Consider the following 25,189-nt stretch of genomic DNA (forward strand, 5'->3'; position numbering starts at 1 on the left):
CTTCCCCTAAATATCCCTTGCCCGCCCAACCCCGTTTCGGTTATCTCTTTGTACATGATTAGACAGGTACGATTTGACAAGAAACAACGGGTGGTCGACGAACTCATCCGGCGCATCGAAAGTGGCCTCATGGAGGACGGCTTTCTGTTGCCGGGCGAGCATCAATTGGCTCAAGAATTCAAAGTCAGCCGAGGAACGCTGCGTGAAGCCCTGGCCGAGTTGAAACGGCGCAACTACATCGCGACCCAAAGCGGGGTAGGCTCCATCGTCACCTTCGACGGCGTGGTGCTCGATCAACGCAGCGGCTGGGCTCAAGCCCTGGCCGACAGCGGGGCGCTGATCAATACCGAAGTGCTGCGGCTGGAGGCGGTCACCCGTCCTGACCTGTTGCCGCGTTTCGGCACCGACCAATTCATCACCCTCGACCGTCGCCGCCGTTCCAACGAAGGCAAGCTGGTCTCCCTTGAACGCTCATTGATGCCCGCCACCGGAGGCCTGGAAAGCCTGCCGCGGGTCGGCCTTATCGACAACTCCCTGACCATCACCCTGGCCGCCTACGGCTACATCGGCGAACGCGGAGATCAATGGATCGGCGCCGAACCTTTGAACGCCGAAGACGCCGAGCTGCTCGGCCGTCCGGAAGGCACGGTGTTCCTCAAGGCCTTGCGCACCACCTACGACCGGCAAAACCGCTTCATGGAGCAGGTCGAAAGCTTGCTCGATCCGGTGCATTTTCGCCTGCACCTGCAGTTTGGAGAGTCAAAGTGACCGCGCTCAACCGTGCCCTTGGCGCGTTCTACGGACTGGCCTTGGGCGATGCGCTGGGCATGCCGACCCAATCCCTGAGCCGTGCCGAGATCAAGGTGCGCTTCGGCAAAATCACTGACCTGGAAGACGCAGGCCCCGATCAACCGATCGCCGCCAACATGCTCAAAGGCTCGATCACCGATGACACCGAACAGGCGATTCTGGTCGGCCAATTGCTGGTTGAAGGCGAGGGCCGGATCGAACCGTCGCTGCTCGCTCAACGCCTGATCGAATGGGAAGCCGCGATGCAGGCCAAGGGCTCGCAAGACTTGCTCGGCCCTTCGACCAAACGTGCCATCGAAATGATTCTCGCCGGCCACTCGCCGGAAGAAGCGGGGCGCTACGGCACCACCAATGGCGCAGCGATGCGCATCACGCCGGTCGGGATTGCGGCGGATGTCGCCAACCCTGAGCGTTTCATCAACGCTGTCGTGCAGGCTTGCCAGGTCACTCACAACACCACGCTGGGCATTTCCAGCGCGGCGGCGGTGGCGGCGGTGGTCTCGGCCGGTATCAACGGCATGGACCTGGGCGAAGCGTTGAACCTCGGCCAGCAAATCGCTCAACAAGCTGAAAGCCACGGTTATTGGGTGGCTGGCGGACGCATCGCCTCACGCATCAGTTGGGCGCGAACCATCAGTGTCGACAGCGACAAGGCGTTGCTGGCGGATTTGATGTACGACGTGATCGGCACATCGGTGGCTTCACAGGAATCGGTGGTGGTCTCATTTGCCTTGGCCCAGCAAGTGGCCATTGGTGAAATGAACGCGTTCGAAGCGCTGTGCATGGCCGCGAGCCTTGGCGGCGACACCGACACCATCGCGGCGATTCTCGGCGCCATGCTTGGGGCCTGTCTGGGCCTTGAGAGTTGGCCGGCGGCGATGATCGACAAGGTCAAAACCGTTAACGATCTGGAGCTGGAACCGTTGGTGCAGGGGCTGTTGGCTTTGCGCTGACCGGGCTGACGCCTTCGCGAGCAAGCCCGCTCCCACAGGGAATCTATGTCGTTCACAGATCCAGTGTGGGAGCGGGCTTGCTCGCGAAGGACGCACCGCCTACTTGAATTTTCACCCGCAACGGAAAGCACGAATACGGCCAGGACCGCCGGGATGTTATGTCGACTTCCGCAATTGCCGACAACCACAACAAAGGCAACAGGAGCATTTCACATGAGTTCAACAAACACCGGGCAAAGCGCCGGGCAACTGGAAACCCGTGGCATCGAGCCCGTGCCGGAAGCGGAGTGCAACGGTCATCCGCTGCAACTGTTCTGGGTCTGGTTTGCTGCCAACATCTCCATCCTCGGCCTGCCGCTGGGCGCAACCCTTGTAGCCTTTCGCGGCTTGGCGATCTGGCAGGCAATCATCGTAGCGATCCTCGGCGCCGCTGGTTCCTTCGCGGTGGTCGGGATCATCTCCATTGCCGGTCGCCGTGGTCGCGCACCGAGTCTGACGTTGTCGCGAGCGATCTTCGGTGTACGCGGCAACATCGGTCCGACCCTGGTCTCGCTGATGTCGCGCCTGGGCTGGGAAACCGTCAACACCACCACCGCCGCGTTCGTGTTGCTGTCGCTGTGCTCGATCCTGTTTGGCTCGCCGGTGGAAGCCAAAAGCGCACCCGTGCTGACGTTGATCTTCATTGCGATTTTCGTACTGCTGACCCTGTCGGTGTCGGGCCTCGGTCACGCCACCTTGCTGGTGATCCAGAAGTGGGCAACCTACGTGTTCGGTGCGCTGAACATTCTGGTCGGCGGTTTCCTCTGCGCCACCATCGACTGGAGCGCGGTGTTCAATGCTGCGCCGGCACCGCTGAGCGCGATGATCATCGGCGTCGGCACCATGGCTGCCGGCACCGGGATCGGTTGGGCCAACGCCGGTGCCGACATGTCGCGCTACCAGCACCGCAGCGTCAAAGCCGTGCGCCTGGTGGCGTCGGCAGCGTTTGGTGCGGGGATTCCGCTGGTGCTGCTGATCACCCTCGGCGGTCTGCTGTCGGTGGGCAACAATGACCTGGCTTCGGCCACCGACCCGATCATCGCGATCCGCGACATGCTGCCGACCTGGATGGCCGTGCCGTACCTGATCACCGCGTTCGGCGGGCTGCTGCTGTCGAACAACCTGTCGGTGTACTCCGCCGGTTTGACCACGCTGACCCTCGGTTTGAAGGTCAAGCGCGTCTACGCGGTGGTGGTGGACATCGTCGCGATCTTCGCCGGTTCGATTTATTTCATGTTGATCGCCGACAGTTTCTACGGTCCGTTCATTACCTTCATTTCGCTGTTGGCGGTGCCGATCACCGCGTGGGTCGGGATCTTTGTCGTCGACTTGATTCACCGTCATTACTACAGCCCCAAAGACCTGCTGGACGTCAGCCCGAGCAGCGCTTACTGGTACAACGGCGGTATCGAGTGGCGCGCCTTTGGTGCGTGGGCGATGGCGATCGTGCTGGGCTTCAGCTTCACCACCATCGGCACGACCGAACAAACCGTGTGGTTCCGCGGCTTCCTGTCCGACTCCTGGCTGGGCCATAACGGCCTCGGCTGGATCGTGACGTTCCTGGTGGCTGGCGGGATTTATTTTGTACTCGGTGGCGCCAAGGATCGTCGTGCCGCGATGACTGAGAACGCTCATGCCTAGATTGCTGCACACCGGCCAGGTCATGATCGACCTGGTCATGGCCGTGGATAAACTGCCGCATTCGGGCGGCGACGTGCTGGCGCAATCCGCCAGTTTCGAGGCGGGTGGCGGCTTCAATGTGATGGCTGCCGCCCAGCGCAATGGTTTGCCGGTGGTTTACCTCGGGCGCCACGGCACAGGGCGTTTCGGTGATCTTGCCCGTGAGGCGATGAAGGCTGAAGGTATCCGGATTGGTATCGAGAGCAGCGCCGAACGGGATACGGGATTGTGCGTCGCGGTAACCGAAGCCTCGGCCGAGCGCAGTTTCATTTCCTATATCGGTGCCGAAGGTGAGCTGACTGCCGAGGATTTGGCCAGCGTGCCGGTCGAGGCGGGTGACTATGTCTACGTCAGCGGCTACAGCCTGCTGCATGGCGGCAAAGCCCAGGCGCTGGTGGATTGGGTGCTGGGTTTACCGCGAGGAATCAACGTGGTTTTCGATCCGGGCCCGCTGGTGGATTCGCCGGATGAGCCGTTGATGCAAGCCTTGCTGGCGCGCATCGATCTATGGACCAGCAACAGTGTCGAGGCGCTGAAGTTTACCGGTGCGTCGGACATTGCCGAGGCGTTGAACCGGTTGGCCGATCATCTGCCGGCCGACGTGTTGATGGTGGTTCGTGACGGCCCGCAAGGGTGCTGGATCAGCCAGCGTGGAGACCGCCAGCATGTGCCGGGTTTCAAGGTTGAGGCGGTGGACAGCAATGGCGCGGGGGATGCGCATGCCGGGGTATTTGTGGCCGGGTTGGCGCAAGGATTGTTGGCGAGTGAGGCGGCGCGGCGGGCTAATGCGGCGGCTGCGTTGGCGGTGACTCGATGGGGGCCGGCGACTTCGCCGGGGACTGCTGAGGTGGATGGGTTAATCGGCAAGACCGTTGGCGCCTGATCTATCGCCTTCGCGAGCAAGCCCGCTCCCACATTGGTTTTGTGTACGACTCAGATCCAGTGTGGGAGCGGCGGTGCGACGATTCGACTTGCTCGCGAAGGCGGTATCCAATTCAACACAAATCCTGACCTTACCCAACCTTGCGCAACGCCTCGATCAACTCTTGCTTGCGCATGCTCGACCGTCCCGGAATCTTCTTCGCCCGGGCTTCTTTCATCAAGCTGTCGACGGTCTGGGTTTCGCGCGAAGCCTTGCTGTTTCGCGAATGACCTTCGCGGCTGGCCACCGCGCGTCGAGCCGATTCCTTGCGATCTTCGGCCTTGGCACTCGCCGGTTTCTTGCGTCCCGAACCACCCTTGCGTTCACCGCCACCCGACTGCTTGTTCACAGTCGCCCAGGCCCGGGCTTCTGCTTCCTCTTTCGAGACACCCTTGTGCTCGTAGCTCTCTTCGATGTGCTCGGCCTTGCGTTTCTGCTCGGCGGTGTATTTGTCTTTGCTTCCACGAGGCATGGGATTACTCCTGCTGCTTGTAGAGTCTCTCAAACGGTCGCAGTCGCGTACGACTGCGACCTGATTCGTCTTGTTAAACGTCGAGCTTGCGCGCCGCCTCAACCCCTGCGGCACTGAGTTTGATCGGCAAGTTCAACGAGTGCTCACCGGCCTCGTTGCAGATCACATGACCATGCTGGATCAATCCACGATCCTGCAGCGTGGCGAGGGTGCTGGCCACGACTCTCTCCCCCCGGTAATTGTCCAGGACCTCTTTGCCCAAACCCATTGGATGGGCGTGCAGCAGACGGGTCAGGACTTCTTTCTCAAGGTTTTTATCGACGTTCATGGTTACCTCTTCATGGATGTGGATAGGTCCATTTAATTAGAGTCCTTTACTAGAGGTTGGTCCGCCCCCGATTGGGATTGGTGCCTGATGAACGACGAACGGTCTAGGCTTGCTGCAACGTTTTACTGGTAACGGCTCGGCGCCAGACCAGCCGGCCGACGCTGATCAGCCAGTTCAGTACAGCAACCGCCAATACCGTGAGCAACAACGTCCCCATCCCCTGTTCCACGATGATTTTCCCGGCCAGCAACGGGAAGCCGAACACGCCGATAAAGTAGGACAGGCTGAACAGCAGCAAGGATTGCGCGGTGGTGCCGTGCGGTGCCTCGTTGGCCGCCAGGCCGTTGATCACCGAATAGGTCAGCCCGTAACCGACCCCGAGCATCACCGCCGCCAGCACGTAGCTGAACCCGTTGTCGACGACAAACCCGAACATCAGGATCGAGCCCATCATCAAACCCGACAACAGGCAGGACGCCCGGAACGGGTCGCGCTTGACCACGAAACCGGCAATCAGCATGCGGCTGCTGATCGCTGCGCTCATGAAGCCGAGGAAGAACAATGAATAGTCGAGTGAACGCGCGGCGGCGTAGCTGGTTTGAAAACTCGACAGACCGCCGAAAACGCAACCGCCAAGGCCGACCATGATGATCGGAAACACCGCTCTGGACGACAGCACTTGCGCCGCTGCACGCCAGGAAATTCGTGACACCGATGCCGAATGAGCGGGCGCTTTTTTCAGATGCGAATCCAATCGCCAGAACAGCAACACGCCAATCAGGCTGGCGGCCGCCGCAAGGTAAAACGCCGCGGTGATCGGATGGCCGAGGGCACTGGCAGCGCGACCTAACAAGGGACCGCTGCCGATCCCGGTCATCATGCTGCCCGACAGCAGCGCAAAGTATTTCGCGCGTTGGGCGGGCGTTACCAGACTCGCCACAATGATCGGGCCGAGGGTATAGAACACGCCCCAACCCAGCCCCAGCAATAGCCCGAAAAACAACAGCAGATTGCCGAACCCTGGCGCCAAGGCGAAGCCCAGGCTGGCGACCACCAGCAGAATGCCGAACAGCGCAATCGAGCGCGCCGCGCCGAGCAAATCGGACAAGTGCCCGGAGACGATCACCGCTGCAAACGTACTGAGCATCGCCGCCGAAATCACACTGCCGGCATCGTGCTCGTTGCCGCCGCGGGAACCGATCAACAGCGACAGCAAAAAGGTCGAGCCATAGGACAGCGACAGCAGATAGCTGGCCAGGCAAAACAGGCCAAACAATCTGCTGGAGACTTGGGGTGTTGCGCTAGGCATGACGCGGTTCCTTGACCCGATAGAAGAGAGCGTCATCTATCTATCACGCAAGGCGTCGATGTCAGGTATGTGGTTATCGATTTCAGGGTTAGCGCTGGCCGGAGTAAAGCCTTCAGCAGATGCCTACTTCTTCCTTGAACAGCTCCATGAAGCTCTTCAACCGTTCGTGGCGAGTCTGTGCCAGACGCTGGCCTGTGGTCGTTTTGAATCCGTCCGCCAGGTGCAGAAGTTTGGTCTGGAAATGGTCGAGGCAAAAACGTTTGTCATCGTATTCTCGTGCCTTCGCCTCAGGATCTTGCGGGTCGTACAAAGCGCTACCCATACGTCCGGCGATGTAAAAGGTGCGCGCCACGCCGAGCATGCCAAGGGAGTCGAGACGGTCGGCGTCCTGCATGATTTTCGCTTCGAGCGTGGTCGGCACGATATTGGCGGAAAAACTGTGCGCTTCGATGGCATGGGCAACCGCGCTGATTTTTGCGCCAGGCCAAGCCATGTCCGCCAACATGATCGATGCCTTCTCGGCGGCCAACCGCGACGCCTGAGAACGCAGCGGCGAGTTCTTCTCTACCGCCACGCAATCGTGCAACAGCACTGACGCCAGCAGCACCTCAAGATCGCCACCTTCTTCAGCGTGAAGCGTACGCACGTTGTGCCACACCCGCTGCAAGTGCGACAGATCGTGCGCGCCGTCCTCTGAGGGTTCCAGCGCGTGGGGCAGCAGTTGCGCAGCGAGGAGTTGCAGTGGCGCGAAAGCATCAGTGTTCATAAACATCCTGTTAAGTAAAAACGTCTTTTGCAGCGACATGCTCCATGGATCAGCTTTGAATTTCCAGTGTGACGAGCGCTGCGCGCCGCCTTAGTATGGCGTTTTCAACTTTTGACGAAGGCACGTCCATGACGATCGAGATCCGCCCGGCGACCCCGAGCGATGCACCGCAAATCCTCGGGTTCATCACCGAACTGGCCGACTACGAACGTGCCCGCCACGAAGTCATCGCCAGCGTCGCCGACATCGAGCGCAGCCTGTTCAGCGAAGGTGCCACCGCCCACGGCCTGATCTGCCTGCGCGACGGCCAGCCGATCGGTTTCGCGGTGTTCTTCTTCAGCTATTCCACGTGGCTGGGCAGCAACTGCCTGTACCTCGAAGACCTCTACATCACCCCTGATCAGCGTGGCGGCGGCGCCGGTAAAACCTTGCTGCGTCACCTGGCGAAAATCGCCTGCGCCAATGATTGCGGTCGCTTTGAGTGGAGCGTGCTGGACTGGAACAAACCGGCGATCGAGTTCTACAAGTCGTTGGGTGCGCAGCCGCAGGAAGAGTGGGTGCGGTATCGGATGGATGGGGCGGTGTTGCGGGAGTTTGCCGAGGGCTAGATCGCAACCGGCGTCTATTAAAGATCGCAGCCTTCGGCAGCTCCTACACCTATCCGTAGGAGCTGCCGAAGGCTGCGATCTTTTTTTGATTGTATCTCAATATATGGGATTGATATTTATATATTGAGATTTTGATGCGTCCGGGTTTATAGTCCAGCTCACTCACTGCCAATAAACAAAACAGGTGAAGCGATGCTGGCGCAATTGATCGCGCTCGATTGGGGGACAACCTCATTACGTGCTTACAAACTCGCCGCAGGTGGCCAGGTGCTCGAACAGCGTTCGCTGACGTCGGGGATCATGCAGTTGCCCAAGACGCCGCGCATGATCGCGGGTCAGGAATGTACCGACGGTTTTGAACTGGCCTTCGATGAGGCCTGCGGTGACTGGCTCGACGCGCAGCCCGATTTGCCGGTGATTGCGTGCGGCATGGTCGGCAGCGCACAAGGCTGGCGTGAAGCGGCTTACCGCGATACGCCGGCGAACGTCGCCAATCTCGGAATCTCCCTACAAACGGTTCGCAGTCTTCGCGGTGTTGATGTGCACATCGTACCGGGCGTGATTCAGCGTTCTCGTTTGCCAAACGTGATGCGTGGCGAAGAAACCCAGGTGCTCGGTGTCCTGCAGAATCTACCGGCCGAGGCGGGTGGTGATCTGTTGATCGGTCTGCCGGGCAGCCATTCGAAGTGGGTGGAAGTGGCCGACGGTTGCATCGTGCATTTCGATACCTTCATGACCGGCGAAGTCTTCGCCGTACTCAGCGAGCACAGCATTCTGGGGCGCACTCAGCAAAAGGGTGCGTCCTTCGATGGCCACGCCTTTGATCGTGGTGTGCAGGTGGCGCTGTCGGCGGATGGCGAGATCGGGCCATTGTCGACATTGTTCAGTGCCCGCAGCCTCGGGTTGACTGGCGAACTCAGCGCCACCGCCCAACCGGATTACTTGTCCGGTCTGTTGATCGGCCATGAACTGTCAGCGTTGGCGAGTGTTCAGCGGCGCCGACGCAACAGCGTTCATCTGCCTTCGATCATCCTCATCGGTAATTCCCAACTCTGTGCCCGCTACAGCCGGGCGCTCGATGCCTGCGGTTTTGCCCGGGTGACCCTGGCCGAACAGGCCACCGAGCGCGGCTTGTGGCAGTTGGCAGTTGCCGCCGGACTGATCACACCCAACCCATCCCGTTAAACCTGACTGGAGGTCTGACATGCTCAAGCAAGCATTGGCGCAAAACGGTCTGATCGCGATTTTGCGTGGCCTGCGCCCGCAAGAAGCGGCAGCCATCGGCGAAGTCCTTTATGCCGCCGGATTTCGCGTCATCGAAGTGCCGCTTAATTCCCCTGAGCCGTACGAAAGTATCCGCATCCTGCGCAGTACCTTGCCCGCCGATTGCCTGATCGGTGCCGGCACGGTGTTGACGCCGGAGCAGGTCGAGCAAGTGAAAGCGGCGGGCGGTCAGGTGATCGTCATGCCGCACAGCGATGCCAAGGTGTTGCGCGCAGCAAAAGCGGCGGGGTTGTTCCTGTCGCCGGGTGTGGCGACGCCGACTGAAGCCTTTGCGGCATTGGCCGAAGGGGCGGACGTGCTGAAGATGTTCCCGGCCGAGCAGATGGGCCCGGCAGTCGTCAAAGCCTGGCTCGCGGTGCTGCCTGCGGGAACGATTCTGGCGCCGGTCGGCGGGATCACGCCGGACAACATGCAGGTGTTTATCGACGCGGGCGTCAAAGGTTTCGGCCTCGGTTCCGGGTTGTTCAAACCGGGCATGACTCCTGAGGAAGTGGCCGTAAACGCCAAGGCATATGTCGCTGCATGGAACGCTCTGCGTTAAGACTTTTTGGCGCTGTGAGCGCTGCATCTAATAAGAGCTGCACCTACAAAAAGAGAGTACGAGATGAAAATCACTAAGCTGACCACCTTCATCGTTCCGCCGCGCTGGTGCTTCCTCAAGGTCGAAACCGACGAGGGCGTGACGGGCTGGGGCGAACCCGTGGTCGAGGGCCGCGCTCACACTGTCGCTGCCGCTGTTGAAGAATTGTCCGACTACCTGATCGGCAAAGACCCACGCAACATTGAAGACATCTGGACCGTACTCTACCGCGGCGGCTTCTACCGGGGCGGCGCGATCCACATGAGCGCCCTGGCCGGTATCGATCAGGCGTTGTGGGACATCAAGGGCAAGGCTTTGGGTGTGTCGGTCAGCGACCTGCTCGGTGGGCAGGTGCGGGACAAGATTCGCGTCTATTCGTGGATCGGCGGCGACCGGCCGGCGGACACCGCTCGCGCTGCAAAGGAAGCCGTCGAGCGTGGTTTCACTGCGGTGAAAATGAACGGCACCGAAGAGCTGCAGTTCCTCGATTCCTTCGAGAAAGTCGACCTGGCCCTGGCTAACGTCGCCGCCGTGCGCGATGCGGTGGGGCCGAACGTCGGCATCGGCGTCGACTTCCATGGCCGGGTGCACAAGCCCATGGCCAAGGTGCTGATGAAGGAACTCGACCCGTACAAACTGATGTTCATCGAAGAGCCGGTGCTCAGCGAAAACTACGAAGCGCTGAAAGAATTGGCGCCGCTGACCAGCACCCCGATTGCCCTCGGTGAGCGGCTGTTCTCGCGCTGGGATTTCAAGCGTGTGCTCAGCGAAGGTTACGTCGACATCATCCAGCCGGACGCGTCTCACGCCGGCGGCATTACCGAAACCCGCAAGATCGCCAACATGGCCGAAGCCTACGACGTGGCGTTGGCGCTGCACTGCCCGTTGGGCCCGATTGCACTGGCGGCGTGTCTGCAACTGGACGCGGTTTGCTACAACGCGTTCATCCAGGAGCAGAGCCTGGGCATCCACTACAACGAGAGCAATGACCTGCTGGATTACGTCAAGGATCCGCGGGTGTTCGACTACGACAAAGGCTTCGTGAAAATCCCCAACGGCCCGGGCCTGGGGATCGAGATCAACGAGGAGTACGTGATCGAACGCGCGGCCGTCGGCCACCGCTGGCGCAACCCGATCTGGCGCCATGCCGATGGCAGTTTTGCTGAGTGGTGAGCGATTTCTAATCCACCGCACATCCCCTGTGGGAGCGGGCTTGCTCGCGAAAGCGGTCTATCTGTTAGCGAAGATGTTGCCTGTGCCGCCGCCTTCGCGAGCAAGCCCGCTCCCACACTAGATCTCCATGGACAGGAAGATTTACGGCAACCCCCCGATTTCACATCGACCTCAATAAACATAAGAAGAGGCATTCCCCATGCAACCGCAAACCCTCACCGGGCAGGCGTCGTTGGTGACGCCCAGTCGCAAGCGTTTTTTCATCATGGTGCTGCTGTTCATCACCGTTGTGATCAACTACCTGGACCGCAGCAACCTGTCCATCGCCGCCCCGGCACTCACCAGCGAACTGGGCATCGATCCAATCCACGTCGGGCTGATTTTCTCGGCATTCGGCTGGACCTACGCCGCCATGCAAATCCCCGGCGGCTGGCTGGTGGATCGGGTTCCGCCGAGGATTCTTTATAGCGTCGCATTGCTGCTGTGGTCGATCGCCACGGTGATGCTCGGCTTCGCCGCCAGCTTCATCGCACTGTTCGTATTGCGCATGGCAGTCGGTGCACTGGAAGCCCCGGCGTATCCGATCAACAGCCGTGTGGTCACGACCTGGTTCCCCGAGCGTGAACGCGCCACAGCCATCGGTTTCTACACGTCCGGGCAGTTCGTCGGTCTGGCGTTCCTGACGCCGGTATTGGCCTGGCTGCAGCATCAATATGGCTGGCACATGGTGTTTGTCAGCACCGGTGCGGTGGGCATTCTCTGGGCTGTGATCTGGTACGCGGTGTATCGCGAGCCGCGGGATTTCAAAGGCGCCAATGACGCCGAAATCGACCTGATCCGCGAAGGTGGCGGGCTGGTGGATATCCAGGCTGAACAAGCCAAAGTCAAAGCCAAATTCAGCTGGATCGATCTCGGCATCGTGCTGACCAAACGCAAGTTGTGGGGCATCTACCTCGGCCAGTTCTGCCTCAACTCGACGTTGTGGTTTTTTCTGACGTGGTTCCCGACCTACCTGGTGAAATATCGCGGCATGGACTTCATCAAGTCCGGCCTGTTGGCGTCGCTGCCGTTTCTCGCCGCCTTCGTCGGAGTGCTCTGTTCGGGGTTCTTTTCCGACTGGCTGATTCGCCGCGGTTACACCGTGGGTTTCGCCCGCAAGTTGCCGATCATTGGCGGCCTGCTGATTTCCACCTCGATTATCGGCGCCAACTTCGTCGAGTCGACTCCGCTGGTGATTGCCTTCCTCGCGTTGGCGTTCTTCGGTAACGGTCTGGCCTCGATCACTTGGTCGCTGGTTTCAACGTTGGCCCCGGCGCGCTTGCTCGGGCTGACCGGCGGAGTGTTCAACTTCATCGGCAACCTGTCGGCGATTACCACGCCGATCGTCATCGGTTTCCTCGCCACTGGTGATTCGTTCGCTCCCGCGATCACCTATATCTCGGTTCTGGCGTTGATTGGCGCGCTTTCCTACATCTTGCTGGTCGGCAAAGTCGAGCGTATCAAGTTGTAGTTGCGGCATGCGGGCGACCATAATGCCGCCCGTTCACTCGCTCAACGGTAAAGGCTGGATATGCAGGAAGACGCCCCAAAAATCGCCAAGGACGCCGCACCGACCGGCACCCAGACACTGCTTCGTGGCTTGGGTGTGGTTCAGGCGGTGGCCAGTGGTGCCCGCGATCTCAAGGAAATCGCCCGGCTGATCGGCACCACGCGCAGCACCACCCATCGTCTGGCCAGTTGCCTGGTGGACGAGCGTTACCTGCGCGTGGTGCCGCAAGTCGGTTATCTGTTGGGGCCGAAGCTGATCGAACTGGGTTTCCAGGCACGCGAAGAGCTGCCGCTGGTGACTCTTGCCGGACCGTATCTGGATGAGTTGTCGGCGCTGACCGGCGACACCATTCACCTGGCGATTCGTGAAGGCGACGAGGTGCTGTACCTGCACAAGAATCCGGGACGCAATGGCCCGGAAATGCGTTCACGGGTCGGCCATCGCATGCCGTTGGCGCGTACCGGGATCGGCAAGGCGTTGATGCTCGATGACACGCAGGAAGAATGGCAGCGGCTGTACGAAGTCAGCTTGCCGGCAGGTGGGAAAAATCAGTTCTGGCCGCAACACCCGGAGCAGTCCTGGGAGCAGTTTCAGCAGCGCATGGTCGAGTACGTGGCGGGCGGTTATGCGTTCGATCTGGAAGACAACGAACCGTCGATCCGCTGCGTCGCAGCGCCGATCCGCGATGCCAGCAAGCGCATCGTTGCCGGCATCAGCATCGCCAGCACCGTGCCGTACATGCCGCTGGAGAAAATGACCGAGCTGATTCCCCTGATCAAAGGGGTCACAGCCCGGCTGTCGGCGGAGCTTGGCGCTAAGGTCTGATTAGACTTTCAGCGTCGCCATATCGATGACGAAGCGGTACTTCACGTCACCCGCGATCATGCGGGCGTAAGCCTCGTTGATCTGGCGAATGTCGAGCATTTCGATGTCGCAGGTGATGTTGTGCTCGGCGCAGAAATCCAGCACCTCCTGGGTTTCGGCGATGCCACCGATCAGCGAGCCGGCCAGCACACGACGGCCCAATACCAGTTTGGCGGCGTGGACCGGTGGATCGACTGGTTCGATCAAACCCACAAGAATGTGCACGCCGTCGAAACGCAGCGTATCGAGGTAGGGATTGAGGTCGTGCTGTACCGGAATGGTGTCCAGCAGGAAGTCGAATTGGCCCGCAGCCGCCTTCATCTGATCAGCATCGGTGGACACGATCACGTGGTCCGCACCCTGGCGACGACCTTCTTCAGCCTTGCTCGCCGAGCGGGTGAATAGCGTGACTTCAGCGCCCATTGCCTTGGCGAACTTGATGCCCATGTGGCCGAGGCCGCCCATGCCGAGAATCCCGACCTTGTCGCCTGCCTTCACGCCGTAGTGCTTGAGCGGCGAGTAGGTGGTGATACCGGCACAGAGAATCGGCGCGGCGCTGGCCGGGTCGAGTTTTTCCGGGATGCGCACCACGAAGTGTTCGCTGACCACGATGCTGTCGGAATAACCGCCCATGGTGTTGCTGCCATCGACGCGGTCCGGGGTGGCGTAGGTCATGGTCGGACCTTCGAGGCAGTATTGCTCGAGGTTCGATTGGCAGGCTTCGCAGCTGCGGCAGGAATCAACCATGCAGCCGACGCCAACCAGATCGCCGACTTTGTGCTGGGTGACGTTCGCACCAATCGCGGTAACTTTGCCTACGATCTCGTGGCCGGGCATCAGTGGGTAAACGGCAATGCCCCACTCGTTGCGTGCCTGATGGATGTCGGAATGGCAGACGCCGCAGTAGAGAATATCGATCGCGACGTCGTCGGGCCGAGGGCTTCTGCGTTCGAATTTCACGGGGGCGAGGGGAGTGGTGGCTGACTGGGCGGCGTATCCGATGGCGGTGTACATGATGAACCTCGCAAAAGCTGTGACGGGTGAGGTGGCGCATTCTGGGCGCCGCACCGGCCACCGGCCATGGCGATTCCTCCGGGTGTCATGCCTAATCCTCCGGCATCAGCCTTCAATGGGTCGCATTGGCCATCAGACCTGCGATGATGCTTCCATCCCGATTTTCGCGACTTTTTCTGTGAAGAGCTCCTCATGTTGTTGACCCGTCATCTCGATGCCAATGCCACGCTGGTTTCGCTGATCCAGCCTTTGACTAATCGCGATGGTTTCGCGCCCACGGCGTTGCCGGGCGTGCAGGTTTTGCGGGCCAGTTGTGATGTGGCTCGCGGTCCGCAGATTTACGAGCCAAGTCTGGTCATCATCGCCCAGGGCAGCAAACTGGCGTATCTGGGGCCGCGTACGCTGGAGTACGGCGCCGGGCATTATTTGATTCAGGCATTGCCGGTGCCGTTCGAATGCGAGACGTTTTCAGCCCCCGATGGCCCGATGCTGGGCGTTTCCATCGCCATTGACCGGGTGTTGCTCGGTGAGTTGGTCTTGGCCATGGGGCTGGCACCGGGGCGTAGTATTGCGGCGCAAACGCCAGAGTCCATGACCTCGGCGGTGCTCGACGATGGGATGCGTGGTTGTGTTGAACGGCTGCTGCGTTGCCTGCACGATCCGTTGGAATGCCAGGTTATGGGGCAGGCGCGATTGCGCGAGTTGTTGTTCGTCGCCTTGCGCGGGCCGCAAGCCGATGTGTTGCGTGCGTTGGTTGAGCAACAGGGGCAATTCGCCCGGATCGCGGCGTCGCTCAGCCATCTGCATGCGCATTACACCGAACCGCTGAACGTAGAGACCCTGGCCAGTTGCGCAAACATGAGTGCGTCGACCTTTCATGAGCATTTCAAACGAAGCACGTTGTTGTCGCCAGTGCAGTACTTGAAGCGCTTGCGTTTGCTCAGGGCCCAGCAGTTACTGCTGGGCGAGGGGTTGGGCGTGGCGCAGGTGGCGCATCGGGTCGGGTATCAAAGCACGTCGCAGTTCAGTCGCGAGTACAAGCGCTACTTCGAGCGTAATCCCGGTGACGAACGCGCTGCCTGATGCGCCGCTGATCCCCTGTAGGAGCCGAGCTTGCTCGCGATAGCGGTGTGTCATCCAACATTACGGTCGTCTGACACGCCGCTATCGCGAGCAAGCTCGGCTCCTACAATTGGCGGTGTTGAATAAATGGCGGGCAACAAAAAGGCCCCCGTTCGGGAGCCTTGATGTTCAGTCGTTCGACTTACATGTTCGGGTAAGTCGGGCCGCCAGAGCCTTCCGGCGCCACCCAGGTGATGTTCTGTGCAGGGTCCTTGATGTCGCAGGTCTTGCAGTGAACGCAGTTCTGGGCGTTGATCTGGAAGCGCTTCTCGCCGTCTTCCATGGTCACCACTTCGTACACGCCGGCCGGGCAGTAACGCTGGGCAGGCTCATCGTACATCGGCAGGTTCTTGGCGATCGGAATGCTCGCGTCGGCCAGCTTCAAGTGGCAAGGCTGCTCTTCTTCGTGGTTGGTACCCGAGATGAACACCGAGCTGAGTTTGTCGAAGCTGATCTTGCCGTCCGGTTTCGGGTAGTCGATCTTCTTGCAGTCGGCCGCAAGCTTGAGGCAAGCGTAATCCGGCTTGGTGTCGTGCAAGGTGAACGGCAGTTTGCCGCCGAAGATGTTCTGGTCGAGCCAGTTGAAACCGCCGCCGACGATGGCGCCGAACTTGTGGATCGCCGGGCCGAAGTTGCGGCTGGCGAACAGTTCGTCGTAGAGCCAGCTCTTCTTGAACGCGTCGACGTAAGTGGTCAGCTCTTCGGTGCCGTCCTTTTCAGCGAACAGCGCTTCGGCCACGGATTCAGCGGCGAGCATGCCGGACTTCATCGCGGTGTGGCTGCCTTTGATCTTGGCGAAGTTCAGGGTGCCGAGGTCGCAACCGATCAGCGCGCCGCCCTTGAAGACCATTTTCGGCAGCGAATTCAGGCCGCCTTTGCTGATGGCGCGAGCGCCGTAGCTGATGCGCTTGCCGCCTTCCAGGTGCTGCTTGAGCACCGGGTGATGCTTGAGGCGCTGGAACTCGTCGAATGGCGACAGGTAGGTGTTGCTGTAGGAAAGATCGACGATCAGACCGACTACGACCTGGTTGTTTTCCAGGTGATAGAGGAACGAGCCGCCGGTGTTCTCGGTGCCCATGATGTCCAGCGGCCAGCCGGCGGTGTGGACCACCAGGCCTGGTTGATGCTTGGCCGGGTCGATTTCCCAGATTTCTTTCAGGCCGATGCCGTAGTGCTGGGCGTCGGCATCGGTGTCGAGGTTGAAGCGCTTGATCAGTTGCTTGCCGATGTGACCACGGCAACCTTCGGCGAACAGCGTGTACTTGCCACGCAGTTCCATGCCTGGGGTGTACAGGCCTTCTTTCGGATTGCCTTCGCGGTCAACGCCCAGATCGCCAGTGATAATCCCGCGAACCACGCCGTTCTCGTCGAACAGCGCTTCCTGAGCGGCGAAGCCTGGGTAGATTTCCACGCCCAGGTTTTCGGCCTGCTGAGCCAGCCAGCGGCACAGGTTGCCCAGGGAGATGATGTAGTTGCCTTCGTTGTGCATGGTCTTGGGCACAAAGAGGTCGGGAATCTTTTGCGCGCTGTCGGCGTTCTTGAGAACGAAGATGTCATCGCGGGTGACTGGCGTATTCAGCGGGGCGCCGAGTTCTTTCCAGTCAGGGAACAATTCGTTCAGGGCGCGTGGTTCGAACACGGCACCGGACAGGATGTGAGCACCGACTTCGGAGCCTTTTTCGACCACGCAGACGCTGATTTCCTTACCGGCTTCGGCGGCCTTCTGCTTCAATCGGCAGGCGGCGGAAAGACCAGCGGGGCCGGCACCGACGATGACCACGTCGAATTCCATGTATTCGCGTTCCACAGGTTATCTCCTACTCAAGGCTCAACAGTTTTTTTTCTAATTGGAGGTTTGGTGTCGCATCCATGAATTCCTGCGCAATGCAGGAAGAGGACAATCGATGAACCACCTTTCTCTCTAAGGTGGCGCATTATATCTACACCACTCCTAGCGTCCAATACAAACGTTTGTTTGAATCGGCTCAAAGCCAGAGAAATCAAAGTCACGCGGCTTATGACTGGCCATTTTGCCGTATTGACCGGAATAGGCGTTCCGGTCAAGATACGGTCGGTTTTGCGCTCGCCGTAGGCTGACTGTTGGTTTCAAGAGCACCTCTAAAGACAGGGCGATGGCAGTACAAGGTGATGCGCAGCGCAGGTTCTGGCGCGCAGTTTACACGCCGCGATAATGAATGACTCGTCAGTCACCACTGACGAACGGTCAACTTCATCGTGAGCGCTTGTCACTTGACACCTTTGCCAGCGTTTTTAGAGGTGCCCTTGCGCCGATGAGCATCAAACCGCCAGGTTCGCCTAGGCGACTTTCTTTTCACCGGAGAGTAACGAGGAATCCATGAAGGTTCTTGTAGCTGTCAAACGCGTTGTGGATTACAACGTCAAGGTTCGCGTCAAGGCGGACAATTCCGGCGTCGACCTCGCCAACGTCAAGATGTCGATGAACCCGTTCTGCGAAATCGCAGTGGAAGAAGCCGTACGCCTGAAAGAGAAAGGTGTTGCGACTGAAATCGTCGTCGTCTCCATCGGCCCGTCCACCGCTCAAGAGCAACTGCGCACCGCGCTGGCTCTGGGTGCCGACCGTGCCATCCTCGTCGAATCCGCTGAAGACCTGACTTCGCTGGCCGTTGCCAAGCTGCTCAAGGCTGTTGTCGACAAGGAACAGCCTCAGCTGGTGATCCTTGGCAAACAAGCCATCGACAGCGACAACAACCAGACCGGCCAGATGCTCGCTGCATTGAGCGGCTACGGTCAGGGCACGTTCGCGTCCAAAGTCGAAATCAGCGGCGACACCGTTGCCGTGACTCGCGAAGTCGACGGCGGCGCGCAGACAGTTTCCCTGAAACTGCCGGCCATCGTCACCACCGACCTGCGTTTGAACGAGCCGCGCTACGCGTCCCTGCCAAACATCATGAAAGCCAAGAAGAAGCCTCTCGAAGTGCTGACTCCGGACGCTTTGGGCGTTTCCACCGCCTCCACCAACAAGACCGTGAAAGTCGAAGCGCCAGCTGCACGCAGCGCGGGTATCAAGGTCAAGTCGGTGGCTGAACTGGTCGAGAAACTGAAAAACGAAGCGAAGGTAATCTAAATGACTATCTTGGTTATTGCTGAACACGACAACAAAGTGCTGGCCCCGGCCACGCTGAACACCGTGGCTGCCGCCGTCAAAATCGGTGGTGACATCCACGTTCTGGTTGCCGGTCAAGGCGCTGGCGCCGTGGCTGAAGCCGCTGCGAAAATCGCTGGCGTGGCTAAAGTGCTGGTGGCCGACAACGCCGCCTACGCTCATCAACTGCCGGAAAACGTCGCGCCTCTGGTTGCAGAGTTGGGCAAGGGCTACAGCCACATCCTGGCTGCCGCGACTTCCAACGGCAAAAACATCCTGCCGCGCGTTGCCGCTCAGCTGGACGTTGACCAGATCTCCGAGATCATCTCGGTCGAAAGCGCTGACACGTTCAAGCGCCCGATCTACGCCGGTAACGCCATCGCAACCGTTCAATCGAACGCTGCGGTCAAAGTCATCACCGTTCGTGCTACCGGTTTCGACCCGGTGGCGGCTGACGGTGGTTCGGCGGCTGTTGAAGCCGTTGCGGCTGCTCACGATGCGGGTATTTCCAGCTTCGTCGGTGAAGAACTGGCCAAGTCCGATCGTCCGGAACTGACCGCTGCCAAGATCGTCGTTTCCGGCGGTCGCGGCATGCAGAACGGCGACAACTTCAAACACCTGTACGCCCTGGCTGACAAGCTGGGCGCTGCCGTCGGTGCTTCCCGCGCCGCGGTCGACGCCGGTTTCGTCCCCAACGACATGCAGGTCGGTCAGACCGGCAAGATCGTTGCTCCACAGCTGTACATCGCCGTCGGTATCTCCGGCGCGATCCAGCACCTGGCCGGCATGAAAGACTCCAAAGTGATCGTTGCGATCAACAAGGACGAAGAAGCGCCGATCTTCCAGGTGGCCGATTACGGCCTGGTGGCGGACCTGTTCGAAGCAATCCCTGAGTTCGAGAAGCTGGTCTAATCCAGCGGCCTGACTTATAAAGAGCCCGACCTTTTGGTCGGGCTTTTTTTTGTTCCGGATTTGAGTGGGAGAGTGTCGCCATGGATCTGCGCCGCGTTTACGGCTGGTCATTGCTGCTGGGTCTGACGGTAATGCCGGCGCTGTCCGTCGCTGCGGGCAAGTGCGAACGCCTGGTGGTGACCGGCAGCCCGGATGCGCCGCCGTACCTGTGGCAAGACCCGCAAAACCCCAAGCACCTGATCGGCGCCAGTGCCGACCTGTTGCAGCAAGTGGCGGGGGAGCTGGGGATCAAGGTCGAACTGCTTTACGCCGGTAAACGTTCCCAGGCCCAGGACGAAGTGCGCAGTGGGCGAATGGACATGCTGGCGGATGCGTCATTGACGGTCAGCGAACTGGACACTCTGGATTACATTCATCCGCCGTTACTGGAAAACGATTACCTGGTCTGGACCCGCAAAGACGCGACGCTGATCTACAACGAAGCGCAGGACCTTCACGGTCATCCCGGCGCATTGTCGGAAAAGTCTCGTATGACCCCGGCATTTGGCACGTTCGCCGAGCAGCAATTGACTCTCGTACGTACACCTAACCTGACCCAGGCCTTTCAGAAATTGCTGCTGGGCGAAGTGGAATTTGTCCTTGCCGGACGCTACTCGGGCATGGCTGCCGCGCAGACACTTAACCTGGCCAACGACCTGATCGCCCGTCCACAACCGATCGACAAACCCGGCCTGTTCCTCGCGGTTTCCCACAACTCCGCCTGCAACGATCCGTGGTTGCGCGGACAGCTGGCCAAAAAGATGACAGAATTGCCCGCGTCCGGACTGACGGAAGCCGTGCTGCAACGCAATATCGAGCGCTGGAAGGCGCAGCTCTCACAACCGCAGCAACAACCTGTCAGTACCCCAAAACAGTAGGGATTTTTAGTGAGTATTCGACCTCTTTTCGCTGCCCTGGCCGTTCTGGCTCTGGCGGGTTGTGCAGCCGATCCGGCGCCGAATGAACAAATGCGCCTGACCGAACAGGCCCTCGAACAGGCCAAGGCAGTAGGCGCCACCGCCGCCGACGTGCCGGAAATGAAACTGGCTGAAGACAAGTTCAACCGTGCCAAGGGCAGCATGAACGACCAATCCTTCAAGAACGCGCGCATGCGGTCCGAGCAGGCCGAGCTGGACGCGCGTCTGGCTGAAGCCCGGGTTCTGACCCTCAAGAGTGAGGAGCAGTTGAACGTGCTTAATACCCGCATCACTCGTCTGCGCAAGCAACTGGGAGATGCCCAATGAGCCTCAAGACCAAAGCCCTGGGCGGTTTGATCCTGGCAGGCTGCGCCAGCCTCTATGGTTGTGCCGGTCAGCACAGCGAGGCCGCGTTGCAGCAGGCCAGTACTGACTTCCAGAAGGTCAAGGAAGATTCCAACGTGCTGCGAATCGCGCCCAAGGACGTGATTCGCGCCGGTGAGTCGCTGGCCCGTGCCGATCGTCTGTCCAGTTACTGGGGCAGTGGAACGGACGTGCTGCATTACGCTTACCTGAGCGAGCGCTATAGCGAAATCGCGCGCGAACACACCAATCAGGTGCTCAACGAAGAACGTGCGGCGAAGCTCGAACTGGAGCGTCAGCGCCTGCAACTGGCCCTGCGCGAATCCAAGCTGCTTAGCGTGCAACAGCAGGGCAAGTGGCTCGAAGAACAGATTGTCGCGTTGGCGACCACCCAGACCGACCGTGGCCTGGTGATGACCTTGGGCGACGTGCTGTTCGACACGGGCGAAGCGGAGTTGAAAAACTCGGCGAACCGCGTGGTGTTGAAGATCGTGCAGTTCCTGCAGCTCAACCCCAAGCGCGTAGTGCGCATCGAAGGTTATGCCGACAGTACCGGCGGCAAGCAGGAAAACCTCAAGCTGTCCCGTGACCGTGCGCAATCGGTGGCGGACGTGCTGATGGATCTGGGCATCGACGATAAACGTATTCAGGTCGAAGGCTACGGTGATGAATATCCGGTCGACGTAAACGCCTCCGAACGGGGACGTGCACAGAACCGTCGGGTGGAAATTGTGTTCTCTGACGAAAAAGGCCAGCTCGGCGCTGCCCGCTAAGGGCTGCGTCACTGGAAAACCCGGCCTGCCCGTCAGCGCCGGGTTTTTTTACGCCTGCTGATCAACTCACAAAACAGTACAGTTTTTGCTGACACTGCACTGTACGGTCGACTATTGTGGCAACTGTCCCAGTACACTTCTAAACTGTTCCGGTATTGTTTCACACAAGAATAAAATGCCCGTGAAATCGAGTGCTGCGTCATGACCAATCTCTTGCTCTACCAACGTATTGCTCAGCAACTGGCCGAAGACATCCGCCGTGGCGTCTATCAACCGGGGGAGCGCGTGCCTTCGGTGCGCAAGATGAGCTCGCAGCTCAACGTCAGCCATGCGACGGTGTTGCAGGCTTACGCCAACCTTGAGGATCAGGGGCTGATCCGCGCCCGGCCGCAGTCCGGTTACTACGTGCACCAGACCCCGGCCCTGACCGCGCCGACACCGGACATCGCCCGGGTCGAGCGTCCAGGTCTGGTCACTCGCAGCAGCATCATCCAACAAGTCCTGGTCGAATCCCGCCGCGAAGGTGTGTTTCCCTTGGGCGCGGCCGTGCCGAGCGTTGATTATCTTCCGGTGCGGGCGCTGCATCAGCAACTGGCCAAAGTCACCCGTTTCCATAGCCCGCGGGCGTTCAGTTACATGTTCAGCCCGGGTTTCGAACCCTTGCGCCGACAAGTGGCGATCCGCATGCGCGATGCCGGCGTGGTGGTCGATCCGTCGGAAGTGGTGATTACCCACGGCTGCGTCGATGCGTTGCAGATGTCGCTGCGAGTGCTGACCCGCCCGGGCGACCTGATCGCCGCTGAGTCGCCGACCTACTACGGTTTGCTGCAACTGGCTGACCTGCTGGGCCTTAAGGTCATTGAGATCCCCAGCGATCCGGCTACCGGTATGAGCCTCGAAGCCCTGCAGCTGGCGGCCAACCAGTGGTCGATCAAGGCGCTGGTGCTGACCACTCGTCTGAGCAATCCATTGGGCGGCACCATGCCCGAAGAGCGGCAAAAGCAACTGCTGCGCCTGGCCTCGGATTTCGATATCCAGATTGTCGAAGACGATATCTACGGCGAACTGATGTTCGAGCAGGGTCGCACCAAATCACTTAAAGCCTACGATCGGCTGGATCGGGTGATCTATTGCTCAAGCTTCTCCAAAACCCTGTCGCCGGGCGTGCGGATCGGCTGGATGATTGCCGGCAAGTACCAGCAGGAAATCCAGCGTTTGCAGACCTTCAGCACCCATTCGGCCTGCAGCGTCACGCAGATGGGCATTGCGGCGTACCTGGAGAACGGCGGCTACGACCGACATTTGCGCTACATCCGCCAGGAATACCGCAAGAACCTCAGCGCTTTCCAGCTGGCGGTGCAGCAATACTTCCCGGAAGGCACGCAGATGACCCGGCCGACCGGCGGCTTCATTCTGTGGGTCAGCCTGCCGGGGCGGGTCAACACGCAGGAGCTGCACGTTCGTGCGTTGCAGCAAGGCATCAGTATCGCGCCGGGACTGATTTTCAGTAACACCGAGCAGTTCAACCACTGCATTCGGCTGAACTGCGGCACACCCTGGAACCGTGAAGCCGAGCGTGCGTTGATGACCCTGGGCATGCTCGCCACCCAGCTCTGTCAGGAGATGGTCGGCGGCTTTTGAGGGGGCGGGCAGGATATTCCTGCCCGAGCTTGTCATGTCGCGTGCAACAGGCGAGCATATGGCTCCTGCCGTTTGTACCGTTGGGTCCATGAAGCCGATTTTTCCCGCCGTCTGGCTATCGATCTGCCTGCTGATGACCTTCCAGGCCGAAGGCGTATTGGCGGCTTCCGATCAAGAAAAACCGGCAGCCAGCGCCACCGCGAAAAAACCGGCACAGGTCAAGAAAGCCGCGCCGGTCAAAAAGACAGTGGCCAAGGTGAAAAAGCGACGGCCGATTGCCTCCAAGTCCAAAGCCGCCAGTGAGATCGCGAAAACCAAGCTTCCTTCGGCCGACCTGGATTTGAGCCTGCCCCAAGACATGGCCGAGGAGCTGAAACCGCTCGGTACGGTGGCGTTGCCACGGCACGATGCACTATTGCCGCAAATGTTTGGTGACAAGGCTGGTCCGTTTCAGCTCAACGGGAGGCTGATCAGCAACGAAATGCAGTTGCAACTGCGCAACGAAGAGCGTCATGAAGTCGAAGGCGCAGCCCTGGAATTCGAGTTCAAACGATAATTTCTTCCCGTCCGTGACCCGCTGGCCAGACGCTTTGTCGGAGACTGGTCGGTCACGCTCGTTTAAGCGAAAAAACCCGGGTCCAGACAATTTTAAACAAGCGTTTTAGCGGTTACTCTGTGCCACGTCCTTTAACACATCGCCCGTCGAGGAGCTCGTCGTCATGAAATGCCGTGAAGGCTGTGGCGCCTGTTGCATTGCCCCTTCCATCAGTTCACCGATTCCCGGCATGCCCAATGGCAAGCCCGCCGGAGAACGTTGCGTACAACTCTCTGTCGATAACCTGTGCGGCATTTTCGGCAAGCCGGAACGTCCTGCAGTGTGTTCGGCGTTCGAAGCCGACATCGAAGTCTGCGGAAGCAGCAGCGACGAAGCGATCAAATTGCTGGGTTGGTGGGAGCAAATGACGGCGGCGTGATGTGTTCAACGAACGGATCTTCAACAATAAGGAATAAGACTATGGGTTCGCTGCAACGTATGGCTGTGCTGTGTGGTTTGACGGTTTTGCTGGCTTCCACGGCCGCTCAGGCAGAAGACTGGAAAGTTGCCAAGAACGAAGACGGCATCAAGGTTTCCTTGAGTGAAGTGGCTGGCTCCGATTACAAGGCTTACCAGGGCGTCACCCTGATGAAGACCACCATCGCCAAACTGCGCGCGTTGCAGGAAGACGTGCCAGGCGCTTGCGCCTGGATTCACGACTGCAAAACCCAGAAGTTGCTCAAGCACGAAGGCGATCAAAGCTGGACCTACACCCAGTTCAATACTCCTTGGCCGGTTACCGCGCGTGACTCCGTGTTGCATGTCACCACCGTCGAGGGTGCTGACGGAAGTCTGACTCGCAAGCTTGAAGGTGTGCCGAAGTACATTCCTGAAGAAAAAGGCTTTGTGCGGGTTACCAAGGTCGACGGTTTCTGGAAGTTCGTGCCCAAGGGCGATCAGATCGAAGTGACGTATCAGGTGCACACCGAGCCGGGCGGTAGCATACCGCCGATGGTGGCCAACAAGTTTGTGGTTGATGCGCCGTTCAATACCTTGAAAGCCTTGAAGGCACGCGCTGAGAAGTAATCGCGGCTTTGATCGGGGGCATATCCGTTTCTTCGGTCATGGCGACTGGCGGTTTCGCTTTTACAGCGAGTCACTTTCGAAAAGCCCCAAAGTAACCAAAGGGCTCTTGCCCCTGTCGTTCGGTGCCTCGCTTAGGCTCGGCATGCCCTCGCTCCGGTCCTGCTCCGTGGGCCCGCCGCCATCGGCCATCCATGGCCGGGGGCGGCTAACCCGGCATCCATGCCGGGTTGCCCACTGCGCAGAACCTCCACTCGGCCTCTCGATGGGGCGGTGCATCAAGATCAAAAGCTGCAGGCGAGCTAACGCTCGGCCTGTTGAGTGGTGAG

26 protein-coding genes are annotated in these 25,189 nt (G+C 59.8%); 20 read left to right on the forward strand and 6 right to left on the reverse strand.

The genetic code is table 11. The annotated features are described in order from the left end of the window. Positions 1-54: 54 nt before the first annotated feature. From CKW16_RS26745 to CKW16_RS26760, 4 genes are all read left to right on the forward strand, one after another. Entirely contained in the window at positions 55-768 is a 714-nt protein-coding gene (locus tag CKW16_RS26745; RefSeq protein WP_008152295.1) for a GntR family transcriptional regulator, read from the forward strand. Further along, complete coding sequence (locus CKW16_RS26750) at positions 765-1,763, forward strand: ADP-ribosylglycohydrolase family protein (protein ID WP_095132077.1); 999 nt, start codon at positions 765-767, stop codon at positions 1,761-1,763. The genes CKW16_RS26745 and CKW16_RS26750 overlap by 4 nt, the downstream gene beginning before the upstream one ends. A gap of 213 nt (positions 1,764-1,976) precedes the next feature. Further along, positions 1,977-3,443 carry a cytosine permease gene (locus CKW16_RS26755; RefSeq protein WP_095132078.1) on the forward strand — a complete coding sequence of 489 codons (1,467 nt, stop codon included), beginning with the start codon at positions 1,977-1,979 and terminating at the stop codon, positions 3,441-3,443. Beyond that, a complete protein-coding gene (locus CKW16_RS26760) occupies positions 3,436-4,365 on the forward strand; it encodes a PfkB family carbohydrate kinase (protein ID WP_095132079.1) in 930 nt (309 codons plus the stop codon). Before CKW16_RS26755 ends, CKW16_RS26760 begins: the two co-directional genes overlap by 8 nt. 130 nt (positions 4,366-4,495) lie before the next feature. Here the strand turns inward: CKW16_RS26760 and CKW16_RS26765 are convergent, their stop codons facing one another. The 4 genes from CKW16_RS26765 to CKW16_RS26780 form a co-directional block, all read right to left on the reverse strand. Then, positions 4,496-4,876, reverse strand: a complete 381-nt coding sequence (locus tag CKW16_RS26765) for a Rho termination factor N-terminal domain-containing protein (protein WP_095132081.1) — start codon at positions 4,874-4,876, stop codon at positions 4,496-4,498. A 73-nt stretch (positions 4,877-4,949) separates the two neighbouring features. Continuing rightward, positions 4,950-5,204, reverse strand: a complete 255-nt coding sequence (locus CKW16_RS26770; protein WP_095132083.1) for a hypothetical protein — start codon at positions 5,202-5,204, stop codon at positions 4,950-4,952. A gap of 103 nt (positions 5,205-5,307) precedes the next feature. Next, complete coding sequence (locus tag CKW16_RS26775) at positions 5,308-6,513, reverse strand: MFS transporter (RefSeq protein ID WP_095132085.1); 1,206 nt, start codon at positions 6,511-6,513, stop codon at positions 5,308-5,310. 112 nt (positions 6,514-6,625) lie between these two features. Then, complete coding sequence (locus CKW16_RS26780) at positions 6,626-7,279, reverse strand: HD domain-containing protein (protein ID WP_095132087.1); 654 nt, start codon at positions 7,277-7,279, stop codon at positions 6,626-6,628. Between the two features lie 128 nt (positions 7,280-7,407). On the opposite strand from CKW16_RS26780, the gene CKW16_RS26785 reads away from it, so the two are divergent. The 6 genes from CKW16_RS26785 to CKW16_RS26810 all read left to right on the forward strand — a co-directional run bounded on the left by CKW16_RS26785 (position 7,408) and on the right by CKW16_RS26810 (position 13,298). After that, positions 7,408-7,887 carry a GNAT family N-acetyltransferase gene (locus CKW16_RS26785; RefSeq protein ID WP_095132089.1) on the forward strand — a complete coding sequence of 160 codons (480 nt, stop codon included), beginning with the start codon at positions 7,408-7,410 and terminating at the stop codon, positions 7,885-7,887. Between the two features lie 192 nt (positions 7,888-8,079). Further along, positions 8,080-9,072: a 2-dehydro-3-deoxygalactonokinase gene (locus tag CKW16_RS26790; RefSeq protein WP_095132091.1), complete on the forward strand. Its 993-nt coding sequence runs from the start codon at positions 8,080-8,082 to the stop codon at positions 9,070-9,072. 19 nt (positions 9,073-9,091) lie between these two features. Continuing rightward, a complete protein-coding gene (locus CKW16_RS26795) occupies positions 9,092-9,712 on the forward strand; it encodes a 2-dehydro-3-deoxy-6-phosphogalactonate aldolase (protein WP_095132093.1) in 621 nt (206 codons plus the stop codon). Positions 9,713-9,775: 63 nt separating this feature from the next. Then, positions 9,776-10,924 carry a galactonate dehydratase gene (gene dgoD / locus CKW16_RS26800; protein WP_008152275.1) on the forward strand — a complete coding sequence of 383 codons (1,149 nt, stop codon included), beginning with the start codon at positions 9,776-9,778 and terminating at the stop codon, positions 10,922-10,924. A gap of 199 nt (positions 10,925-11,123) precedes the next feature. Next, positions 11,124-12,434 carry an MFS transporter gene (locus CKW16_RS26805; RefSeq protein ID WP_056745425.1) on the forward strand — a complete coding sequence of 437 codons (1,311 nt, stop codon included), beginning with the start codon at positions 11,124-11,126 and terminating at the stop codon, positions 12,432-12,434. Positions 12,435-12,494: 60 nt separating this feature from the next. After that, the gene (locus CKW16_RS26810) at positions 12,495-13,298 is read left to right on the forward strand and encodes an IclR family transcriptional regulator (protein ID WP_095132095.1); all 804 of its coding nucleotides are present in this window, start codon (positions 12,495-12,497) and stop codon (positions 13,296-13,298) included. Here the strand turns inward: CKW16_RS26810 and CKW16_RS26815 are convergent, their stop codons facing one another. Continuing rightward, complete coding sequence (locus CKW16_RS26815; RefSeq protein ID WP_095132097.1) at positions 13,299-14,351, reverse strand: NAD(P)-dependent alcohol dehydrogenase; 1,053 nt, start codon at positions 14,349-14,351, stop codon at positions 13,299-13,301. Between the two features lie 192 nt (positions 14,352-14,543). Between CKW16_RS26815 and CKW16_RS26820 the strand changes: the two genes are divergently transcribed. Beyond that, positions 14,544-15,434 carry an AraC family transcriptional regulator gene (locus CKW16_RS26820; RefSeq protein WP_095132100.1) on the forward strand — a complete coding sequence of 297 codons (891 nt, stop codon included), beginning with the start codon at positions 14,544-14,546 and terminating at the stop codon, positions 15,432-15,434. Between the two features lie 181 nt (positions 15,435-15,615). On the opposite strand, the gene CKW16_RS26825 is transcribed toward CKW16_RS26820, so the two are convergent. Continuing rightward, a complete protein-coding gene (locus tag CKW16_RS26825) occupies positions 15,616-17,280 on the reverse strand; it encodes an electron transfer flavoprotein-ubiquinone oxidoreductase (protein ID WP_095132102.1) in 1,665 nt (554 codons plus the stop codon). 549 nt (positions 17,281-17,829) lie between these two features. Between CKW16_RS26825 and CKW16_RS26830 the strand changes: the two genes are divergently transcribed. The 9 genes from CKW16_RS26830 to CKW16_RS26870 all read left to right on the forward strand — a co-directional run bounded on the left by CKW16_RS26830 (position 17,830) and on the right by CKW16_RS26870 (position 24,863). Then, a complete protein-coding gene (locus CKW16_RS26830; protein WP_056745417.1) occupies positions 17,830-18,579 on the forward strand; it encodes an electron transfer flavoprotein subunit beta/FixA family protein in 750 nt (249 codons plus the stop codon). Next, positions 18,580-19,509 carry an electron transfer flavoprotein subunit alpha/FixB family protein gene (locus tag CKW16_RS26835; RefSeq protein WP_095132104.1) on the forward strand — a complete coding sequence of 310 codons (930 nt, stop codon included), beginning with the start codon at positions 18,580-18,582 and terminating at the stop codon, positions 19,507-19,509. Positions 19,510-19,589: 80 nt separating this feature from the next. Continuing rightward, on the forward strand, positions 19,590-20,426 hold the full coding sequence (locus tag CKW16_RS26840) for an ABC transporter substrate-binding protein (RefSeq protein ID WP_095132106.1): 837 nt from the start codon (positions 19,590-19,592) through the stop codon (positions 20,424-20,426). A gap of 9 nt (positions 20,427-20,435) precedes the next feature. After that, on the forward strand, positions 20,436-20,792 hold the full coding sequence (locus CKW16_RS26845) for a DUF4398 domain-containing protein (RefSeq protein ID WP_095132108.1): 357 nt from the start codon (positions 20,436-20,438) through the stop codon (positions 20,790-20,792). Next, on the forward strand, positions 20,789-21,601 hold the full coding sequence (locus CKW16_RS26850; protein WP_033055264.1) for an OmpA family protein: 813 nt from the start codon (positions 20,789-20,791) through the stop codon (positions 21,599-21,601). Before CKW16_RS26845 ends, CKW16_RS26850 begins: the two co-directional genes overlap by 4 nt. 201 nt (positions 21,602-21,802) lie before the next feature. Continuing rightward, positions 21,803-23,242, forward strand: coding sequence for a PLP-dependent aminotransferase family protein (locus CKW16_RS26855; RefSeq protein WP_008146981.1), 1,440 nt, complete (start codon positions 21,803-21,805; stop codon positions 23,240-23,242). A gap of 88 nt (positions 23,243-23,330) precedes the next feature. Beyond that, on the forward strand, positions 23,331-23,798 hold the full coding sequence (locus CKW16_RS26860; RefSeq protein WP_095132110.1) for a translation initiation factor 2: 468 nt from the start codon (positions 23,331-23,333) through the stop codon (positions 23,796-23,798). A gap of 163 nt (positions 23,799-23,961) precedes the next feature. Further along, positions 23,962-24,216, forward strand: coding sequence for a YkgJ family cysteine cluster protein (locus CKW16_RS26865; RefSeq protein WP_056745406.1), 255 nt, complete (start codon positions 23,962-23,964; stop codon positions 24,214-24,216). Between the two features lie 41 nt (positions 24,217-24,257). Next, the gene (locus CKW16_RS26870; protein ID WP_095132112.1) at positions 24,258-24,863 is read left to right on the forward strand and encodes an START domain-containing protein; all 606 of its coding nucleotides are present in this window, start codon (positions 24,258-24,260) and stop codon (positions 24,861-24,863) included. Positions 24,864-25,189 lie beyond the last annotated feature (326 nt).

It is taken from the genome of Pseudomonas sp. Irchel s3h14 (assembly GCF_900187425.1).
GTDB lineage: Bacteria > Pseudomonadota > Gammaproteobacteria > Pseudomonadales > Pseudomonadaceae > Aquipseudomonas.

Bases quoted from the DNA above. Each gene is read 5' to 3' on its own strand.
- CKW16_RS26865 (WP_056745406.1), top strand. From the start codon at position 23,962: ATGAAATGCCGTGAAGGCTGTGGCGCCTGTTGCATTGCCCCTTCCATC.
- CKW16_RS26805 (WP_056745425.1), top strand. From the start codon at position 11,124: ATGCAACCGCAAACCCTCACCGGGCAGGCGTCGTTGGTGACGCCCAGT.
- CKW16_RS26870 (WP_095132112.1), top strand. From the start codon at position 24,258: ATGGGTTCGCTGCAACGTATGGCTGTGCTGTGTGGTTTGACGGTTTTG.
- CKW16_RS26745 (WP_008152295.1), top strand. From the start codon at position 55: ATGATTAGACAGGTACGATTTGACAAGAAACAACGGGTGGTCGACGAA.
- CKW16_RS26790 (WP_095132091.1), top strand. From the start codon at position 8,080: ATGCTGGCGCAATTGATCGCGCTCGATTGGGGGACAACCTCATTACGT.
- CKW16_RS26795 (WP_095132093.1), top strand. From the start codon at position 9,092: ATGCTCAAGCAAGCATTGGCGCAAAACGGTCTGATCGCGATTTTGCGT.
- CKW16_RS26780 (WP_095132087.1), bottom strand. From the start codon at position 7,279: ATGAACACTGATGCTTTCGCGCCACTGCAACTCCTCGCTGCGCAACTG.
- CKW16_RS26765 (WP_095132081.1), bottom strand. From the start codon at position 4,876: ATGCCTCGTGGAAGCAAAGACAAATACACCGCCGAGCAGAAACGCAAG.
- CKW16_RS26810 (WP_095132095.1), top strand. From the start codon at position 12,495: ATGCAGGAAGACGCCCCAAAAATCGCCAAGGACGCCGCACCGACCGGC.
- CKW16_RS26830 (WP_056745417.1), top strand. From the start codon at position 17,830: ATGAAGGTTCTTGTAGCTGTCAAACGCGTTGTGGATTACAACGTCAAG.
- CKW16_RS26855 (WP_008146981.1), top strand. From the start codon at position 21,803: ATGACCAATCTCTTGCTCTACCAACGTATTGCTCAGCAACTGGCCGAA.
- CKW16_RS26815 (WP_095132097.1), bottom strand. From the start codon at position 14,351: ATGTACACCGCCATCGGATACGCCGCCCAGTCAGCCACCACTCCCCTC.
- CKW16_RS26785 (WP_095132089.1), top strand. From the start codon at position 7,408: ATGACGATCGAGATCCGCCCGGCGACCCCGAGCGATGCACCGCAAATC.
- CKW16_RS26820 (WP_095132100.1), top strand. From the start codon at position 14,544: ATGTTGTTGACCCGTCATCTCGATGCCAATGCCACGCTGGTTTCGCTG.
- CKW16_RS26755 (WP_095132078.1), top strand. From the start codon at position 1,977: ATGAGTTCAACAAACACCGGGCAAAGCGCCGGGCAACTGGAAACCCGT.
- CKW16_RS26775 (WP_095132085.1), bottom strand. From the start codon at position 6,513: ATGCCTAGCGCAACACCCCAAGTCTCCAGCAGATTGTTTGGCCTGTTT.
- CKW16_RS26860 (WP_095132110.1), top strand. From the start codon at position 23,331: ATGAAGCCGATTTTTCCCGCCGTCTGGCTATCGATCTGCCTGCTGATG.
- CKW16_RS26835 (WP_095132104.1), top strand. From the start codon at position 18,580: ATGACTATCTTGGTTATTGCTGAACACGACAACAAAGTGCTGGCCCCG.
- CKW16_RS26850 (WP_033055264.1), top strand. From the start codon at position 20,789: ATGAGCCTCAAGACCAAAGCCCTGGGCGGTTTGATCCTGGCAGGCTGC.
- dgoD (WP_008152275.1), top strand. From the start codon at position 9,776: ATGAAAATCACTAAGCTGACCACCTTCATCGTTCCGCCGCGCTGGTGC.
- CKW16_RS26840 (WP_095132106.1), top strand. From the start codon at position 19,590: ATGGATCTGCGCCGCGTTTACGGCTGGTCATTGCTGCTGGGTCTGACG.
- CKW16_RS26770 (WP_095132083.1), bottom strand. From the start codon at position 5,204: ATGAACGTCGATAAAAACCTTGAGAAAGAAGTCCTGACCCGTCTGCTG.
- CKW16_RS26760 (WP_095132079.1), top strand. From the start codon at position 3,436: ATGCCTAGATTGCTGCACACCGGCCAGGTCATGATCGACCTGGTCATG.